The sequence below is a fragment of the Pseudomonas agronomica genome, from assembly GCF_025917275.1.
Lineage (GTDB): Bacteria > Pseudomonadota > Gammaproteobacteria > Pseudomonadales > Pseudomonadaceae > Aquipseudomonas > Aquipseudomonas agronomica.
The window spans coordinates 1-17581 of the sequence record NZ_JAOSHO010000066.1 but is presented as its reverse complement, the minus strand read 5'-3'; the positions used below and the strand labels follow the sequence as shown (position 1 = coordinate 17581).

The window sequence follows — 17581 nt, the reverse complement described above, 5'->3', positions numbered from 1 at the left end:
CATCTACTTTCAATCACGCCAGGCTGAACGGCAACTGCCGCAGGGGCTTGCCCGTCAGGCTGGCGATGGCATTGGCAAACGCCGGGGCCAAGGCCGGCAGGCCAGGTTCGCCCATGCCGGTCGGTGGCTCGGCGCTGGGGACGATGTGGACGGCGATCTGCGGCATGTCGGTAATGCGCGGCACGCTGAAGTCGGCAAAGTTACTTTGCTGCACGACGCCATCTTTCAGGGTGACTGCGCCACCGGGCAAGCACATCGACAGCCCCATCAGCGCGGCGCCTTGCACCTGGGCTTCGACGCTGCGCGGGTTGACCACCAGATTGCAGTGAACACCTGCCGTGACGTTGTGGAGCACCGGACGGCCATCCTGCACCGACGCCTCGACCACGTAGGCCACCACCGAGCTGAACGACTCGTGTACCGCCACGCCCCAGGCTTGACCGGCGGGCAGTTGGCGCTTGCCATACCCACTCTTGTCCACCGCCAGTTGCAGCGCATCGCGATGGCGCGGGCTCTGCTCGCCAAACAGCTTCATCCGATACGCCACCGGGTCCTGCCGGGTGGTGCGGGCGATTTCATCGATCAGCGTTTCCATCACGAACGCGGTGTGGGTCGATCCGACGCTGCGCCACCAGAGCACGGGCACGTTGAGCTTGGGATGATGCACGGTCAATCGCATCGGCAATGGGTACGGATCGCGCATGCCCTCTGTGGCGGTGGGGTCGATGCCGTTTTTCATCTGTCCGGCGAACAGGGTGCCGGTGAGGATGGATTGCCCGACCAGGGCGTGGTCCCAGGCCAACACCTTGCCGCTGTCATCGAAGCCGATGCGCGCGCGATGCAGGTGCATGGGGCGGTAGTAGCCGCCCTTGATATCGTCTTCCCGGCTCCACAGGGTGCGGATGGGCGCATCGAGCCCGGCGGCGCGAGCAGCCTTGGCCACTTCGCAGGCCTGCACGACAAAATCATTGGTGGGCACGCCGCGTCGGCCAAAACCACCGCCCGCTGTCTGCACATTCACCTGGACTTGCTCGGGCTTGAGGTTCAGCACCTTGGCCGCCGCCGCGCCATCGCCGCCGGGGAACTGCGTGCCGACCCACAATTGGGCGCGGCCCTCGGACAGCTGGACGGTGCAGTTCAGCGGTTCCATGGGCGCATGGGCCAGATAGGGAAATACGAACTCGGCCTCCAACTGATGGGGCGCCGACGCTAGCGGCTTCATGTCGGCATCGAAGTGCAGGGGGCCGGATTGGCCGGCCAGTTCGCGGTACTGGGCCAGTTGTTTTTCCGTGTCGACTTTCTCGACCTTGGTCGCGTCCCATTCGACTTTCAGCGCATCACGCGCCAGTTTGGCCTGCCAATAACCGTCGGCGATGACTGCGACGCCTTCAGCACCGCCATCGAGCGGCACGCGCACCACGGCTTTTACGCCTTTGGTAGCGCGCGCGGCGCTGTCGTCCAGGGACGCGATGCGGGCGCCGAACACCGGTGGTCGGGCGACCACCGCGGTGAGTTGCCCCGGCAAATGCACATCGATTCCAAAATCCTGCTGGCCGCTGCTCTTGGCCTTGGCGTCGAGGCGGGTGGTGGCCTGGCCGATGAGGCGAAAATCCTTGGGATCCTTGAGCGTGACCTTCTCCGGCACCGGCATCGCCATGGCGGCTTCGGCCAGCTCGCCGTAGGTCGCCTTGCGGCCGCCTGGGCCAAGCACCGTGCCGTTCTGCGTGGTCAGGCTGGCGGGGTCGACATTCCAGCGCGCGGCCGCAGCGGCCAGCAGCATCGACCGGGCGCGGGCGCCCAGTTCGCGGTATTGGGTGTAGCTGTTCTTGATCGAATTGGAACCGCCGGTAAGGTGAATGCCAAAGGCCGGGTCCATATAGGCCGCGTCGTTGCTACCGTTGCGCGTGCGCACCAGGCTCCAGTCGGCGTCGAGTTCTTCGGCGAGGATCATGGGCAGGCCGGTCTGCACACCTTGGCCGAATTCCAGGCGATTGATCGTCACCGTCACTTCGCCGTTGGGCGCGATCTGCACGAAGGCCGACGGTTGCTGGGTCGGCTTGAGGGGGCCTTCGCCCGCGCCATTGGCTTGTTGCCCGAGGGCGAGGTGAGGGAACGCGCCCAAGGCCAGGCCGCCGATGCCGACGATCTTGAGGAAGCTGCGGCGGGGCAGGGTCGCGGGACCGTCCGCATCATCGCGTTCGAGCAGGTGCTGCAAGGCACGGGGAAGTTCGGTTGGAAAAATCTCGTTGAGCATGGCGGACTCCCTGTCAGGCGAGGGCTTTGGCGGCATCGGCCACCGCGGCGCGGATTCGGGCATAGGTGCCGCAGCGGCAAATATTGCCGGCCATGGCCGAGTCGATCTCGGCCGGCGTCGGTTGCTTGCCCTTGGGTTGCGCCTTCAGAAATGCGGTGGCGCTCATGATCTGGCCGCTCTGGCAGTAACCGCACTGCGCGACGTCGTGCTTGACCCAGGCTTCATGCACGGCGCTGCCCACCGGGTCGCTGCCATCGGTGGCTGCTTCGATGGTGGTGATCTTCTTGCCAATCGCCGCCGCGACCGGCGTCACGCAGGACCGGATGGCCTGTCCATCCAGATGAACGGTACAAGCGCCACACAAGGCCGCACCGCAGCCGAACTTGGTGCCGGTCATGCCCAGCGTGTCGCGCAGGGCCCACAGGGTAGGGGTGCCAGGGTCTACGTCTACCGTGTGCTCACGGCCATTGATATTGAGGGCGCTCATAGTCGGACCAGCTCCAGATGGTTGGGCACCGATTACTATAGGAAGCATTGGGTACGATAGCTTGCACGATCCGGTCCGATGATTGCCCAATCTTGCAAATCACCAGCCGTTTGTTTGGAACGATCACGCCAAGATGTAGGCGTGGCATACCCCCGTATGGTATCGAGCGCGCCGCGCCACGCCGCACACTCGTTCTCCAGGTGGACCGTTGTCCTGGCAGAGGAAAGACGGATTCGCCCCATTCAAGACAGGAGAGCGATCATGACGATGCATCAGCAAGACACCGCGCAAAAAACCGCCGTCCAGGGAACATCCGCGACCGAGGAACTGGTTCCGTCGCGCTACGCACTCAAGGTCGGCGACATCAATGTGCTGGTGGTCAGCGATGGCGTGCTGCCGCTGCCGACCTCGACCATGTCCACCAACGTCGACCCGGCCGCCCGCGCCGCCTGGTTCAAGGACATGTACCTGGGCCCCGACGCGTTCGATTGGGCGCTGAACGTGCTGGTCGTGCGCAGCGGCGAGCAGACCCTGCTGGTCGACGCCGGGCTAGGCGGGCAGTTCCCCGGTTTCCCGCGCGCCGGACTGTTTCCCAAGCGGCTGGAGGCGGCCGGCATCGAGCTTTCCTCCATCACCGATGTGGTGATCACCCACATGCACATGGATCACATTGGCGGGCTGCTCGTCGACGAGGTGAAGAACAGCTTGCGGCCGGATGTGAAGATTCATGTTTGTGCGACCGAAGTCGAGTTCTGGGCCAACCCCGATTTCTCGCGAACCGTCATGCCTTCGCCGATACCGCAAGTGCTGCACACCACCGCACGGCAATTCATGGAGGCGTACCACGACAAATTGCACACCTTTGAACAGGAATATGAAGTGGCACCGGGCGTGGTGGTCAAGCGCACGGGGGGGCATACGCCGGGGCACAGTGTGGTCCATGTGACGTCTGGCCGCGAAAAACTCACGTTTGCTGGCGACGCCTTGTTCCCGGTGGCGTTCGACCACCCCGATTGGCAGAACGGCTTTGAGCATGACCCTGAAGAGGCGGTGCGCGTTCGCGTCCGGCTGATGCAGGAAGCCGCGGCGAGTGGCGAGCTGTTCGTGGCCACTCACCTTTCGTTTCCTTCCGTGGGCCGGGTGGCGGTCAACGGTGATGCGTTTCGTTGGGTGGCGGGGTCTTGGGATTATTGATCGGTGGCTGGGCTCGGGCGGAGGTCCGGGCCCAGCTTGGAGGCTACAGGTTATTTGCCCCGAGGATCCGAAGCGGCAGTGCCATTCGGGCGAGAAAAAACAGGGGTAGGTGATGCTGCTTACTTGAGAAACATGATGGGCTCGTGGCGAGGGAGCTTGCTCCCGCTGGGCCGCGAAGCGGCTCCAAACCCTCCGAATACGAAGCAACAGACACACCGCACCCGCCGATTTACGACTGTTTCGCAGCCGAGCGGGAGCAAGCTCCCTCGCCACAGGTCATTGTTCTCAAATGAACCCATCGGGGCTATGACGGCCTCTTGTTGAGTGGATTTTGTTTCCAACGAGCAACTCGTCGATTTCAAGCACACCCGCTATAGTGCGAGCCTTACGCCGTCCCCCGGCACTGACAAGGCAGTCACCAGGAAGCTTATATGTCGCAAGGCGAGCTCGTTACCCATCCCGAAGTCACCCGTTTCCCAATCTCACCCAGCGTCGAGCAGGCGCGCCAGCAGATCCCACCCGCGAAGGCGCGTCTGGCCCAGCGCAAGCAGGTCGTGCTGAAACCCTTCAAGATTGTGCAGGGCCTGTTTTGCGCTTATTGGCTGATCAAATGGGTCATGGCGGGGCATTACATTGGTGGGCCGCTGCTGGCGGGCCTGCTCTGGTGTGTGACCTGGGTATTCAGCCTGCCGCTGCAGTGGTTCTGGCGCCAGGAAAGCCGTGACTTGAAACGTGCCGAGGACAACGTCCCCGTTGTCCTGCATAAGGCATGCACCGAGTTCCTCGCCGAGCAGGACCTGGGCCCGTATCGCTGGATATCCCGTGGGGGAGACATGCTGGGGTTATTTCCAGAGACTGCGGTGCTGTACCTCTATTCGGCGGAGTCCGGCCATGAGCACGCCCTGATTGACGCGCCACGGGTCGTTCGGCAGGTCCGTGTCGATGAGCGAACCGAGACCGTGCATACCTCCCGCACCCATACCAAGCACAGTGAGCGCAGGATCAATAACACCCACTTCGGGGGCGAGATCGATAAAGGCACGTCGGACTCGACCACTTATACGTCGAGTACCACTCACCACACCTTTACGTTGCAAATCCAGCTTCAGATCGGTTCAGGCACACCTCTGTGGACCACCTGGTCGTTTGGCAACGATTGGCAGGAAGCCGAAAACTGGCGTTTGCAGATTGCGCAGGCAGCGGGGCTGTAAGGGCGCGGCGCGGGGCCCTCGATGCCCCGCGTTCGTGGCGTCCCGCAAAGTCTGCTGAACAGGTCTCGTAAAACGGTGGTTTGTACCAGGGAGCCTATGCTTTTAACCGTTTATGCACGGTTTCCCGGTGTTGTAATAAAGCCATGATTCAGCCTGGCATCGATGCCCCCGGATGGGAGTCGCCGCATGACCTGGTCGCAAACCCCGGAGCATGGCCGATGCGCGGGAGATTGCCTGAAGAAGATGTGCTTTTTACTTCCCGGCCCTCAATGGACATCCTGACAAATGCCTGCACCGTTAACTTCCGTAGAGACGAGTTCCGAGCTGCCGACGCACGCTGATGTGGTCGTGATTGGCGGCGGCATCATCGGGACCTTTACCGCCTATTACCTGGCCAAGCGCGGGATGAAGGTCGCCCTGGTGGAAAAAGGCCGGATCGGCGCTGAGCAATCGAGTCGAAACTGGGGTTGGTGCCGTCAGCAGAATCGAGACGCTCGCGAGCTGCCGCTGTCGACCAAGAGCCTGGATTTGTGGGAACAGTTCGCAGCGGATTCCGGCGAGGACACCGGCTTCAAGCGCTGCGGTTTGCTTTATTTGAGCGACAGCGAAAAGGAGTTGGATGGCTGGGCGCAATGGGGTGAGTTTGCCCGTACGGTGAATGTCACAACCCTTATGTTGACGGCAGGGCAGGCCGCCGAACGTGGTCGAGTGACCGGCAAGCCCTGGAAGGGTGGGGTGTTTTCACCGACCGATGGCACCGCCGACCCCTCCCGCGCGGCACCGGCGGTGGCGCGGGCGATCATCAAGCTGGGCGGCACGGTGCATCAAGGGTGCGCGGCGCGTGGCCTCGAGACCGAGGGTGGACGACTGTCCGCCGTCGTGACCGAAAAGGGCACCATTCGTACCCCTCTTGCCGTGCTCGCGGGCGGCGCGTGGGCGTCGTCGTTCTGCCGTCAGTACGGCATTCGTTTCCCCCAGGCGACCATTCGCCAGACGGTGATGGCGGTGTCCAAGGGCGCCCCGGAGATCCCGGATGCGCTGCACACCGCCGACATTTCCATGACCCGTCGTTCGGATGGTGGTTTCACCCTGGCAATCAGTGGCAGAGGGCGGGTTGACCCGACGCCGCAACTGTTGCGTTTCGCCCCGCAGTTCCTGCCGATGTTCCAGCGTCGCTGGCGCAAGCTGGCACCCGGTGGTTTGCAAGGTTTCCAGGCGGGGCATGAAGGTTTGGGTCATTGGCGGCTGGACCAGCCAACACCGATGGAGAGGATGCGGATCCTGGATCCCAAGGCAGACGGCAGGGTGGTTGAGCTGACGTACAAACGTGCGGTCGAGCTGGTGCCGATGCTGAAGACCTCATCGATCACCGGGGCCTGGGCCGGTTATGTCGACAGCACGCCTGACGGTGTCCCGGGTATCGGTGAGATGGCTGAGCTCCCGGGCCTGGTGTTGGCGGCGGGCTTCAGTGGCCACGGCTTCGGCATCGGCCCGGGCGCGGGTCATCTGATCGCCGATATCGTCACTGACATGGCGCCCCTGGTTGACCCGCGACCCTATCATCCGGACCGTTTCCAATCTTCGTCCTGGGGCAAGGTCGCGGAGTTCTAGAGACGCGCAAATCTCACTGGCAAGACAACAAACGGGCGCACCCGCAGGGGCTGCGCCCGTTCTCGTTGTGCCGGCGCAGATTCTGCCGCACGCCGCGGTTCGAGAGGCTTTGCGCGCACCATAAATGGCCCCGGACGCCTTGAAAAAGGCCCGGATGCCCAGGCATGGCGCATCCCGCACAGTCTGCTGAGCGGGCCCCGAAAAACGGTGGTTTGTGCCAAGCGACCTATACTTTTAACGGTATATGCGCGGTCTCATGATGCTGTAATAAATCCGTGATGCAGCGTCGCACCCACACCTCCAGAACGGTGCAATCGCTTGCCCCTCATGACCTCCACCATCACTCAGGACTGCACTCATGAGCTTCCTTCGCCCCAAGTTCATTACCTTTGATTGCTACGGCACGTTGACCAATTTCCAGATGGGCACCATGACGCGCGAGCTGTTCGCCGATCGGGTCCCTGCCGAGCAAATGGAGCAGTTCGTCAAGGATTTCTCGGCGTATCGCCTGGACCAGGTGATGGGTGACTGGCGGCCCTATGACGAGATTCTCAAGACGGCCCTGGCGCGGGTCTGCAAACGCTGGGGGGTCGAGTACAAGGGCGAAGGCCAGCTCTACTACGATGCCGTACCGACCTGGGGACCGCATGCCGACGTACCGGCAGGCCTGTCGAAAATCGCCGACAAGATTCCCCTGGTGATTTTCTCCAACGCGATGGACGAGCAGATCATGTCCAACGTCGACAAGCTCGGTGCGCCTTTCCATAAAGTCTTCACCGCCCAACAAGCACAAGCCTACAAGCCACGCCTGGCCGCCTTCGAGTACATGCTCGATAACCTCGGCTGCGGGCCGGAGGACGTCCTGCACGTGTCTTCGAGCTTCCGCTACGACCTGATGTCGGCCCACGACATGAAAATCAAGCACAAAGCCTTCGTGGCCCGTGGTCATGAACACCCGGCGAACGCGGCCTTTGGTTACCACCAGATCCCGGACATCGGCGGATTGGCCGGGCTGGTCGGTCTCTGAGTTTCTGAACTCTCTTCAAGGCTAAAGGGGTTTTGACATGGGCAGTGAGTCCTATTGGCTCGATACCGCACCGGCGTTTACCGGTGCCCAGCTCGGCGCGTTGCCCGGGCAGGTCGACGTGGCCATCGTCGGTGGTGGTTTCACCGGCCTTGCGGCGGCCCGGGCCCTGGCCTTGAAGGGTGCCAGCGTAGCGGTGCTGGAAGGCGGACGGGTGATTGGCGAGGCGTCGGGGCGCAATGGCGGCCAATGCAACACCGGCGTTGCCCAGGACTACGCGGCCCTCAGTGCCAGCCTCGGCGCCGATAAGGCGCGCGCTTATTACCAGGCTTATGAAAGCGCGGTGCAGAGCGTTGTCTCGCTGGTTGAGCAGGAGCGGATCGCCTGTGATCTCAAGCGCAATGGCAAGCTCAAGCTGGCCGCCAAGCCGATGCATTACGAAGGCCTGGCGCGTACGTGCGACTTGATTCGGCGTGAGGTCGATGCCGAGGTCGAGTTGTTGTCCGCCCATGAGACCCGCGCTGAAGTCGACTCGGCCCAATTCCATGGCGGCTTGCTGCAGCGTAACGGCGTGCAGATGCATGTCGGACGCTTCGGGGTCGGGTTGGCCGAGGCCGCCGCGCGTCACGGCGCGTTGATTTTCCAGGGCGTGTCCGTGACGGACTGGAAAGCCAGTGCGGGCGGTTATCGGGTCAACACCACCAAGGGTTCGCTGCAGGCCACGCAAATCCTGCTGGCGACCGGAACCTGCCAGCAGGGCGGGTTGGGCTGGTATCGGCGCAGGATCGTGCCGGTGGGCAGTTTCGTGATCGCCACCGAGGTGTTGCCCCAGGCCTTGGTCGACCGCCTGCTGCCGGCCCATCGCTCGTATGTCACCAGCCGCATGATCGGAAATTACTTTCGCCTGACGCCGGACAACCGCCTGCTGTTTGGCGGGCGTGCGCGGTTTGCCATGTCCGACAGCGTGTCCGACGCCAAGAGCGGCAAGGTTCTGCATGCCGCAATGGTGCAGATGTTCCCGCAACTGGCCCAGGTAAAAGTCGATTATTGCTGGGGTGGGTTGGTGGACATGACTTCCGATCGGTTGCCCCGGGCCGGCCAGCATGGCGGGGTTTATCACTCCATGGGCTACAGCGGCCATGGCGTGCAGATGTCGGTGCACATGGGCCAGGTCATGGCCGACGTGATGGCCGGCAACCTCGAGGCCAATCCTTGGCGCGAGCTCGATTGGCCGGCGATTCCCGGGCATTTCGGCAAGCCCTGGTTCCTGCCACTGGTGGGAGCGTATTACCGGCTTCAAGACTATTTGCATTGAGTTAATGGGGGACGCTTCACGTTTCACAACGTTGCGTTAATCGCGAGCCATCGAGCCTTATCACTTCCGAAAGGTAGAACTGACATGACTGACAAGAAAAACAGTATCGACACCCAGTTGGTAACAGGTACGGAAAGTCTGCGCATTTTCGAAGGGCTCAATCGCGGCATGTCACGCCGCAATGCGTTGCAGATGCTCGGATTGGCCGGGGTGGCGGTGGCGGGCGCAGGCAGCCTGTTTGGCGCCGCCGGCAAGTTGTTCGCCGATGACGAGGCGGCAAGCCCGGGCAAAGGCAAGCCGGGCGGGCGTATCCGCGTCGCCGGCTCGACCAGTTCCACCGCCGATACCCTGGACCCGGCCAAAGGATCGTCGTCCACCGACTATGTGCGTCATTACATGTTCTATAACGGGCTGACGCGTTTCGACAGTCATATGGTCCCGCAACTGGAGCTGGCCGAGCGCATCGAAACCACCGACGCCACGCTGTGGGTGATCAGCCTGCGCAAGGAAGTGACCTTCCACAATGGCAAGGCACTGACCGCCGCCGACGTGGTGTTCTCGCTGTTGCGCCACAAGGACCCGATCACCGGGTCCAAGGTCTTGCCGCTGGCGTCGCAGTTCGCCGATGTGAAAGCCGTTGGCACCCACGAAGTGCAGATACAGTTGAGCGGCCCCAACGCTGAACTGCCGTCGGTGCTGGCCGTCTCGCACATGCTGATCGTGCCCGAGGGCACCGCCGATTTCAGCCAGGGCATCGGCACCGGGCCGTTCAAGGTCAAGGAGTTCAAGCCCGGTGTACGGTCCGTGGGCGCGCGCAATACCAATTACTGGAAACCCGGCTTGCCGTACCTGGACGAGATCGAATTCATTGGCATCGCCGACGAATCGTCGCGGATCAACGCGCTGTTGTCGGGCGACGTGCACATCGTCAACGAGGTCAACCCACGCTCGACCACACGTATCAAGGCCAGCGCCAAGCACCGGGTCATCGATTCGCCGTCGGGTAACTACACTGACCTGATCATCCGCCAGGACCAGATGCCGGGCCAAAGCCCGGAGTTCACCCAGGCCATGAAGCTGTTGCTGGACCGTGAACAGATCAAGTCGGCGATTTTCCGTGGCTACGCCCGGGTCGGCAACGACCACCCCATCGCACCCGGTGCGCGTTTCTACAACGCCGAATTGCCACAACGGGCCTACGATCCGGAAAAGGCCAAGTTCCTGCTCAAGAAGGCCGGCATGGAAAGCATCAGCATGCCGCTGATGTGCTCGCCCGCCGCGACCGGTTCGGTGGACGTCGCGGTGTTGCTGCAGCAATCGGCCAAAGAGGCCGGGCTCAAGCTCGACGTCAACCGGCTGCCCAGCGATGGCTACTGGTCCAACCATTGGGCCAAGCACCCGCTGAGCTTTGGCAACATCAACCCGCGCCCGAATGCCGACATGATCTTCTCGCAGTTCTTCCAGTCGACGGCCCCGTGGAACGAGTCGGGCTGGAAAAACGAGCAGTTCGACCAACTGCTGGTACAGGCGCGAGGGGAAACCGACGAGGCCAAGCGCGGCAAGATGTACGGCGACATGCAAGCCCTGGTGCATGAACACAGCGGTATCGGCGTGCCGGTGTTCATCAGCAACATCGACGGCGCCGACCAGCGCGTCAAAGGCTATGGCGCCAACCCCTTGGGCGGTTTCATGGGCTACATGTTCGCCGAGCAAGTCTGGCTGGACGCCTGATGAACCTCGGGTTCACGCTGCATTGCATGAGGGGCGGCTGATGAATAGCAACACACTGTGGTTGATTGGCCGACGCCTGGGGGCGGCGGTCCTGACCTTGCTGATTGTGTCCATGGTGGTGTTCGCCATCACGGCGGTGCTGCCGGGCGACGCGGCGCAACAGTCCCTGGGCCAGTTCGCGACACCGGAACAAGTCGCCGCCCTGCGGGCGAAAATGGGTCTCGACCAGCCCGGTGTGTTGCGTTACCTGCACTGGCTGACGAGCCTGCTCAGCGGTGACCTGGGGATGTCGATCTCCAATGCCATGCCGGTCATCGACCTGATGGCCGGCCGAGTCCCCAACACCTTGATGCTCGCGGCGGCCACGGCATTGGTTTCCGTGCCCGTGGCGCTGACCCTGGGTATCGGCTCGGCCATGGGCCGGGGCGGGCGCCTCGACAGCTTCCTGAGCTTTTTCACCCTGACCATGGTCGCGGTGCCGGAATTCCTGGTCGCCACCCTGGCGGTGCTGATATTCGCGGTGAACCTGGGTTGGCTGTCGGCGTTGTCCTACGCCAGTGACATCACCTCACCCTGGCAATTCATGCGCACCTACGCCTTGCCGGTGATGACGCTGTGCTGCGTGATTGTCGCGCAGATGTCGCGCATGACCCGGGCGGCGGTCATCGATCAGCTCGACAGCCCTTATGTGGAGATGGCCCGACTCAAAGGCGTGAGCAATGTCCGCATCGTGCTTCGCCATGCCTTGCCCAACGCCATCGGACCCATCGCCAATGCCATCGCCCTGAGCCTGTCCTACCTGCTGGGCGGGGTGGTGATCGTCGAAACGATCTTCAACTACCCCGGTATCGCCAGCCTGATGGTCGATGCCGTGACCAACCGCGACATGGCCCTGGTCCAGGGCTGCACGATGTTGTTCTGTACCGCGTACCTGGCGTTGGTGCTGATTGCCGACCTGTGCGCGATTCTTTCCAATCCGAGGCTGAGAAACCAATGAACAATCTCATTGTGAAATCCCCGCCTGCGGCCGCCGCGCTGGGGTTGGGCAAAGATCCCCATGGCGCGTCCTGGCTGGGCCTGGTCGGCGCCGCGATGTGTGCGATCTGGCTGTTGGTGGCGATGTTCGGCCCGTGGCTGGCGCCGCACCCGGTGGGTGAAGTGGTCTCCGACAATGTCTTCGACACCTTCAGCGCCGCGTACCCGTTCGGCACGGATTACCTGGGCCGCGACATGCTCAGCCGCATTCTCGTCGGCGCACGCTTTACCGTCGGCCTCGCGCTGGTAGCCGCGGTGCTGTCCAGCACGTTGGGCACCAGCCTGGCCTTGCTGTCGGTGGTCTCGCCAAAGTGGTTGGATGAACTGATCAGCCGGCTGATGGACGCGTTCATTTCGATCCCGAGCAAGATGCTCGCGCTGATCATGGTCTCGGCGTTCGGTTCCTCGGTCACCTTGCTGATCTGTACGGCGGTGTTGAGCTACACCCCCGGCGCCTTTCGCATCGCCCGCAGCATGGCGGTGAATATCGAAGCCCTGGAATACGTGCAAGTCGCCCGCACCCGGGGCGAGCGTCGGCTGTACATCGCCTGCGTGGAAATCCTGCCGAACATCCTCAACCCGGTGCTGGCGGACCTGGGCCTGCGCTTCGGTTTCATCGTGCTGCTGCTCAGCGGCATGAGTTTCCTCGGGCTCGGCGTGCAACCGCCGGACGCCGACCTTGGCTCCCTGGTGCGCGAAAACATCGGTGGCCTCAATCAGGGCGCGCCGGCCATCGTGATTCCGGCCCTGGCCATCGGCACGCTGACCATCGGTGTGAATCTGTTCATCGACCGGGTGTCGTCGCGGCGCAATCGACGTACGGGAGGCCATTGAGATGAGCGAATTGATTCGAGTCGAGGGCTTGCGAGTCGTGGCCTGTGGCGAGCGTGGAGAGGTGGATATCGTCAAGGGCGTCAGCTTTTCCCTGGAAAAGGGTGAAGTGCTGGCGTTGATCGGTGAGTCCGGCTCCGGCAAGACCACCATTGCCCTGGCGCTGCTCGGTTATGCCCGGCGTGGTTGCCGGTTGGCCGGCGGCAGCGTGCACGTCGGTGAGCATGACATGCTGGCGCTGAACGACAGTCAATTGCAGAAGCTGCGAGGCAATCGGGTGTCGTACATCGCCCAGAGCGCCGCGGCGGCGTTCAATCCGGCGAAAAAACTCATTGATCAAGTGGTGGAGGGCGCATTGATCCACGGCCTGGGCAGCCGGGCCGAGCTTGAAACCAAGGCCGTCGAACTGTTCCGCGACCTGGCCCTGCCGGACCCGGATCGCATCGGCCAACGCTATCCGCACCAGGTGTCCGGCGGGCAACTGCAGCGGGTGATGGCGGCCATGGCATTGATCAGTGATCCGTTGCTGGTGGTGCTCGATGAACCGACCACGGCGCTGGACGTAACAACGCAGATCGATGTGCTGCGGGCCTTCAAGCGAGTGGTCCATGAGCGCGGGGCGACGGCGGTCTATGTCTCCCACGACCTGGCGGTCGTGGCGCAGATGGCCGACCAGATTGTCGTACTCAACGGCGGTGAAATCTTCGAACACAGCGCCACGGCACCGTTGCTCCAAGGTCCATCCCACGAGTACACCCGCAGCTTGCTGGCGGCGGCGCGCCCGGACACGACGATTCGTCCGCCCGTCGACATCGCGCAAGAAACGCCGTTGCTGACCATCCAGGGACTGACCGCCGGCTACGGCAACAAAAATGCCCAGGGCATGCCAGCCATTCGCGTGCTGGAAGACATCGACCTGACGATCCGCCGGGGCCAGGCCATCGGCGTGATTGGCGAGTCGGGCTCTGGCAAGTCGACCCTGGCGCGGGTCGTGGCGGGGCTGTTGACGCCGGCCCTTGGCGGCTTGACGTTCGATGGCCAACCCCTGGGCGGCAGCCTGTCGTCGCGCACCCATGAACAGTTCCGACGCATTCAAATGGTTTTCCAGAATGCCGACACCGCGCTCAACCCGATGCACAGTGTCAGCACGATCCTGAGTCGTCCGTTGAAGATGTATTTCGGCCTCAAGGGCACGGCGTTGCGTGAGCGTATTGGCGAGCTGCTGGACCTGGTGCGTTTGCCGCGCGCGATGGCGGACCGGCGGCCGAACGAGCTGTCCGGCGGGCAGAAACAACGGGTCAACCTGGCCCGGGCCTTGGCGGCCAAGCCGGACCTGATTCTCTGCGATGAGGTGACCTCGGCCCTCGACACGGTGGTCGGGGCTGCGATCCTGGAACTGCTGCGCGACCTGCGCCAGCAACTGGGGGTGTCCTATCTGTTCATCAGCCATGACATTTCCACCGTCCGGGCCCTGTGTGACGACATCGTGGTGATGTACAGCGGCCACAAGATCCAGGCCGGCACCCGCGACGCCTATGCTGAAGCGCCGTTCCATCCCTACACCGACCTGTTGATCCATTCCGTGCCGGAACTGCGTCAGGGCTGGCTGGAAAGCTGCGGCGCAACGACGTGCCAGACATTGCCGACCCTAGGCCCCCGAGCCAATGTGCCTGGCTTGTGCACCTTCCTCAGCCGCTGCCCGGTGCGGGTGGATGGCCTCTGCAATTGTGTCGCGCCAGAGCGGCGGACCATCGCCGGCGGCAGTGAAATTCTCTGCCACCATGACAGCGCCGAACTGATAAAAACCCAGCAATCGAACCCTCTGACCGTGGCGGCGTACGCATGAAACCCAGGGTATTGGAAATTCTCAAACGGCTGATGGCCTTCGACACGGTCTCTTCGGAGTCGAACATGGCCCTGATCGAGTATGTACGTGACCTGCTGCTGAGCAAGGGCATCGAGTCGCTGATCGTCAAGGATGAAACGGGCAAGAAAGCCAATCTGTTTGCCAGCGCCGGACCGCGGGATGTGCCGGGTATCCTGCTGTCCGGTCATACCGATGTGGTGCCGGCGGCGGGGCAGGCCTGGACTGTGCCGGCGTTTGAGGCGACGGTGCGGGACGGGCGGATTTATGGCCGTGGCAGTTGCGACATGAAGGGGTTCATCGCGCTGGCCATCGACGCCATGCTCGACGCCACCGAGCAGCCGTTGAGCCGGCCCTTGCAGCTGGCGCTGTCCCATGACGAAGAGATCGGTTGCGTCGGGGTGCGGCGCTTGCTCGATGTGCTGCACCTGGCACCGGTCCGGCCGTTCCTGTGCGTTATCGGCGAGCCGACCCAAATGCAGTTCGTGCTCGGGCACAAGGGCAAGGGCTCTTACCGCACCTACTGTCGCGGCCTGGAAGCGCATTCGTCCCTGGCGCCGCGCTCGGTCAATGCGATCCATGTAGCCTGCGATTTCATCGCCGCGCTGCGCCAGAGCCAGCAGCAGTTGCAAGAGCAGGGCGCCCAGGATACCGACTACGACGTGCCCTACAGCACCGTGCATGTCGGGCAGATCGTCGGCGGCAAGGCGCTGAACATCGTGCCAAACCTCTGCACCCTGGACTTCGAAGTGCGGAACTTGCCGGCCGACAACCTCGACCGCTTCCTGGAGCAGATGACCGAGCGGGCGGAGCTGATCGTACGCGAGGCAAGGAAGCTCTCCAGCGTGGCCGACATCGACATTCAGACCGTGAACGTCTATCCAGGCCTCGACACTCACCCGAGTGTCGAGGCGGTGCGCTTCCTGAAAAATTTCGCCGCCCCGGACACCGGCACCGTCAAGGTTTCGTTCGGCACCGAGGGCGGGTTGTTCAAGCAACGCCTGGACGTCCCGGTGGTGGTCTGTGGTCCGGGGTCGATAGAACAGGCGCATAAACCTGACGAATTCATCGAGGTCAGCCAGATGGACGCGGGCGAACGTTTCCTGCAAGGATTGTTGGGGTCGATGCGCGTTCAATAGTGCATGGACGGAACAATGCCAGCCCGCTGTTACTGTGATCAGGAATGCTCCGCCGCCGAGTTCACCGTGCCGGCCCGAGGTTCGTCCGAGCGGCGAATCACGCTGAGGATGGCCAGCGTTGCGATCACCAATCCCGGGGAGGTCGCCAGCAATACGGTGCTGGTACCCGCCCCGGCCGCGAGGATCTGACCGGCGGCCAGCGGCCCGGCCACAGAACCCAGGCGTCCGATGGCCACCGCTGCACCGACACCTGTCGCACGGACGGCCGTAGGGTAGGAGGGTGGCGCCAAGGCGTAGAGGACCAGCTGCGCGGCCATGACGAACAACCCGGCGGCAAAGCCGGCGACGGCCATCGGCACGATGCCGACCGACACCCCGACCCCGGCCAGGGCACTCAGCAGCCCGGCGTAAACGAAGAGCACGACCTTGATGGCGTTGCAACGGTCCAGCAGCAGGCCGCCGAGCAGCGAGCCGAGGGTTCCGCCGATGTTGAACAACATCTGCACCAGCCCGGCCTGTGGTTTGCTGAAGCCTTGTTCCAAGAGCAACGAGGGCAGCCAGTTGAGCAACATGTACATCACCGTCAGGGTGAAGAAATAGCTCAACCAGAGCCCCATCGTGGTCATGCCTCGACCTTCGCCAAACAACGCTTGGCCGACGGAGCTGCGGGCTTCGCCACTGACGTGCCGGACCTGCTTGAACGCGCTCGACTCCGGCAGCCACAACAGCATCAGCGGCACCACGAGCAAGGGCGCCAGGCCACCGATGAAGAAGGTCATCTGCCAGTGCTCGCCAAACGTCATCGCGACCACGGCCGCCAGTGCGCCGCCCAGGGGAACACCGGCATACATGACGCTGATGGCCGTGCCGCGGCGCTGTTCGCCGACCGCTTCGGCGCATAACGCGATGAGGTTGGGCAGGGCGGCGCCCAGGCCGAGCCCGGTCATGAAACGCACCAACAGCAGGCCGGAAAATTGTTCGACATAAGCCGTGCCGAGGGAAAACACGCCGAACAGCAGGACGGCGGCGATCAGGATTTTCTTGCGGCCGATGCGGTCAGCGATCCAGCCACCGAAAAACGCACCCGGCAGCAACCCGATGATGCCCGCGCTGAACACCCATCCCATCATTTTCGGATCAAGGCTGAACATTTGCCGCAAACCGGCGGCAGCGGTGCCGGCTGACTGGAGGTCGAACCCCTCGATCAACGCGACGATGAAACACAAGGCGATGGTCAACGTCGCCCGGCGCGGCGAATGGTTCATGGCGAATCCTCTTATTGTTTTTGTCAGGACTGTGGCTCAAAGCAACCAGCAGGTGCGATTAAGATAACAAAGCTAACTAAAAAATGAATCGTCATGTGCTGGTTGGAAAATAGTGACCGATCGTTAGGAAAATCAACGGCTTGCTTGGGAAGGGCGCGTCAGCCGCAAAACTGGTTAAAGATATTAACGTTCGATTATCGGACATTCCCAATTGACGAAGCGCCTCTATCATTTCCATTCTTTGTCCGCAGGGCTGCCACCCGGCGCCCCGCGTCGATAGAAAAACAACAACAAAAAATGGACATCGAACATGCCGAACGTTATCCGGTACGCCCCCGTGCCCGCCGTTTCACCGATCATCCAGATGCTCGCCCTGGCCGGTCTGAGCCTGTGTTCCGCCGCGTCGTGGGCCGAAGGCTTCGTCGACGACAGCCATGGCACGTTGACCTTGCGCAATTACTACCTGGACCGCGACTACAAGGACGACGGCGCCAAGACGGCGGCCCGGGAATGGGCCCAGGGCATCTTCATGAACATGGAGTCGGGGTTCACCCCGGGCGCGGTCGGATTTGGTCTCGATGCGCGGGGATTGCTCGGCATCAAGCTCGACTCATCGCCGG

General features: G+C 62.8%; 14 protein-coding genes. 11 read left to right on the top strand and 3 right to left on the bottom strand.

All coding sequences use genetic code 11. The features are described 5' to 3' along the window. Nucleotides 1-13: 13 nt before the first annotated feature. Nucleotides 14-2254, bottom strand: coding sequence for a xanthine dehydrogenase family protein molybdopterin-binding subunit (locus tag OC610_RS07950; protein ID WP_264427328.1), 2241 nt, complete (start codon nucleotides 2252-2254; stop codon nucleotides 14-16). A gap of 13 nt (nucleotides 2255-2267) precedes the next feature. Then, entirely contained in the window at nucleotides 2268-2741 is a 474-nt protein-coding gene (locus OC610_RS07945) for a (2Fe-2S)-binding protein (RefSeq protein WP_264427327.1), read from the bottom strand. Between the two features lie 261 nt (nucleotides 2742-3002). On the opposite strand from OC610_RS07945, the gene OC610_RS07940 reads away from it, so the two are divergent. From OC610_RS07940 to argE, 10 genes are all read left to right on the top strand, one after another. Next, nucleotides 3003-3935, top strand: a complete 933-nt coding sequence (locus OC610_RS07940) for an MBL fold metallo-hydrolase (protein ID WP_264427326.1) — start codon at nucleotides 3003-3005, stop codon at nucleotides 3933-3935. A 431-nt stretch (nucleotides 3936-4366) separates the two neighbouring features. Beyond that, a complete protein-coding gene (locus tag OC610_RS07935) occupies nucleotides 4367-5146 on the top strand; it encodes a hypothetical protein (protein ID WP_264427325.1) in 780 nt (259 codons plus the stop codon). A gap of 285 nt (nucleotides 5147-5431) precedes the next feature. Further along, nucleotides 5432-6757, top strand: coding sequence for an NAD(P)/FAD-dependent oxidoreductase (locus tag OC610_RS07930; protein WP_264427324.1), 1326 nt, complete (start codon nucleotides 5432-5434; stop codon nucleotides 6755-6757). Nucleotides 6758-7115: 358 nt separating this feature from the next. Beyond that, nucleotides 7116-7784 (top strand): haloacid dehalogenase type II, encoded by a 669-nt coding sequence (locus OC610_RS07925; RefSeq protein WP_030140633.1) that lies wholly within the window; start codon nucleotides 7116-7118, stop codon nucleotides 7782-7784. A 37-nt stretch (nucleotides 7785-7821) separates the two neighbouring features. Beyond that, nucleotides 7822-9096 carry an NAD(P)/FAD-dependent oxidoreductase gene (locus OC610_RS07920; RefSeq protein ID WP_264427323.1) on the top strand — a complete coding sequence of 425 codons (1275 nt, stop codon included), beginning with the start codon at nucleotides 7822-7824 and terminating at the stop codon, nucleotides 9094-9096. Between the two features lie 84 nt (nucleotides 9097-9180). Then, nucleotides 9181-10827, top strand: a complete 1647-nt coding sequence (locus OC610_RS07915) for an ABC transporter substrate-binding protein (RefSeq protein WP_264427322.1) — start codon at nucleotides 9181-9183, stop codon at nucleotides 10825-10827. 40 nt (nucleotides 10828-10867) lie between these two features. Then, nucleotides 10868-11824 carry an ABC transporter permease gene (locus OC610_RS07910; RefSeq protein ID WP_264427321.1) on the top strand — a complete coding sequence of 319 codons (957 nt, stop codon included), beginning with the start codon at nucleotides 10868-10870 and terminating at the stop codon, nucleotides 11822-11824. Next, complete coding sequence (locus OC610_RS07905; RefSeq protein WP_264427320.1) at nucleotides 11821-12696, top strand: ABC transporter permease; 876 nt, start codon at nucleotides 11821-11823, stop codon at nucleotides 12694-12696. Before OC610_RS07910 ends, OC610_RS07905 begins: the two co-directional genes overlap by 4 nt. 1 nt (nucleotide 12697) lies before the next feature. Next, the gene (locus OC610_RS07900) at nucleotides 12698-14539 is read left to right on the top strand and encodes an ABC transporter ATP-binding protein (protein WP_264427319.1); all 1842 of its coding nucleotides are present in this window, start codon (nucleotides 12698-12700) and stop codon (nucleotides 14537-14539) included. Beyond that, nucleotides 14536-15696 (top strand): acetylornithine deacetylase, encoded by a 1161-nt coding sequence (argE, locus tag OC610_RS07895; RefSeq protein WP_264427318.1) that lies wholly within the window; start codon nucleotides 14536-14538, stop codon nucleotides 15694-15696. The genes OC610_RS07900 and argE overlap by 4 nt, the downstream gene beginning before the upstream one ends. Before the next feature lie 38 nt (nucleotides 15697-15734). On the opposite strand, the gene mhpT is transcribed toward argE, so the two are convergent. Further along, nucleotides 15735-16961, bottom strand: coding sequence for a 3-(3-hydroxy-phenyl)propionate transporter MhpT (gene mhpT, locus OC610_RS07890; protein ID WP_264427317.1), 1227 nt, complete (start codon nucleotides 16959-16961; stop codon nucleotides 15735-15737). A gap of 310 nt (nucleotides 16962-17271) precedes the next feature. On the opposite strand from mhpT, the gene OC610_RS07885 reads away from it, so the two are divergent. Beyond that, a partial coding sequence (locus tag OC610_RS07885; protein ID WP_264427315.1) for an OprD family porin occupies nucleotides 17272-17581 on the top strand: 310 nt, incomplete at its 3' end.

What these genes read in the sequence shown, in the direction of transcription:
- OC610_RS07950 (WP_264427328.1), bottom strand. Translation starts at nt 2,254, where the DNA reads ATGCTCAACGAGATTTTTCCAACCGAACTTCCCCGTGCCTTGCAGCAC.
- OC610_RS07945 (WP_264427327.1), bottom strand. Translation starts at nt 2,741, where the DNA reads ATGAGCGCCCTCAATATCAATGGCCGTGAGCACACGGTAGACGTAGAC.
- OC610_RS07940 (WP_264427326.1), top strand. Translation starts at nt 3,003, where the DNA reads ATGACGATGCATCAGCAAGACACCGCGCAAAAAACCGCCGTCCAGGGA.
- OC610_RS07935 (WP_264427325.1), top strand. Translation starts at nt 4,367, where the DNA reads ATGTCGCAAGGCGAGCTCGTTACCCATCCCGAAGTCACCCGTTTCCCA.
- OC610_RS07930 (WP_264427324.1), top strand. Translation starts at nt 5,432, where the DNA reads ATGCCTGCACCGTTAACTTCCGTAGAGACGAGTTCCGAGCTGCCGACG.
- OC610_RS07925 (WP_030140633.1), top strand. Translation starts at nt 7,116, where the DNA reads ATGAGCTTCCTTCGCCCCAAGTTCATTACCTTTGATTGCTACGGCACG.
- OC610_RS07920 (WP_264427323.1), top strand. Translation starts at nt 7,822, where the DNA reads ATGGGCAGTGAGTCCTATTGGCTCGATACCGCACCGGCGTTTACCGGT.
- OC610_RS07915 (WP_264427322.1), top strand. Translation starts at nt 9,181, where the DNA reads ATGACTGACAAGAAAAACAGTATCGACACCCAGTTGGTAACAGGTACG.
- OC610_RS07910 (WP_264427321.1), top strand. Translation starts at nt 10,868, where the DNA reads ATGAATAGCAACACACTGTGGTTGATTGGCCGACGCCTGGGGGCGGCG.
- OC610_RS07905 (WP_264427320.1), top strand. Translation starts at nt 11,821, where the DNA reads ATGAACAATCTCATTGTGAAATCCCCGCCTGCGGCCGCCGCGCTGGGG.
- OC610_RS07900 (WP_264427319.1), top strand. Translation starts at nt 12,698, where the DNA reads ATGAGCGAATTGATTCGAGTCGAGGGCTTGCGAGTCGTGGCCTGTGGC.
- argE (WP_264427318.1), top strand. Translation starts at nt 14,536, where the DNA reads ATGAAACCCAGGGTATTGGAAATTCTCAAACGGCTGATGGCCTTCGAC.
- mhpT (WP_264427317.1), bottom strand. Translation starts at nt 16,961, where the DNA reads ATGAACCATTCGCCGCGCCGGGCGACGTTGACCATCGCCTTGTGTTTC.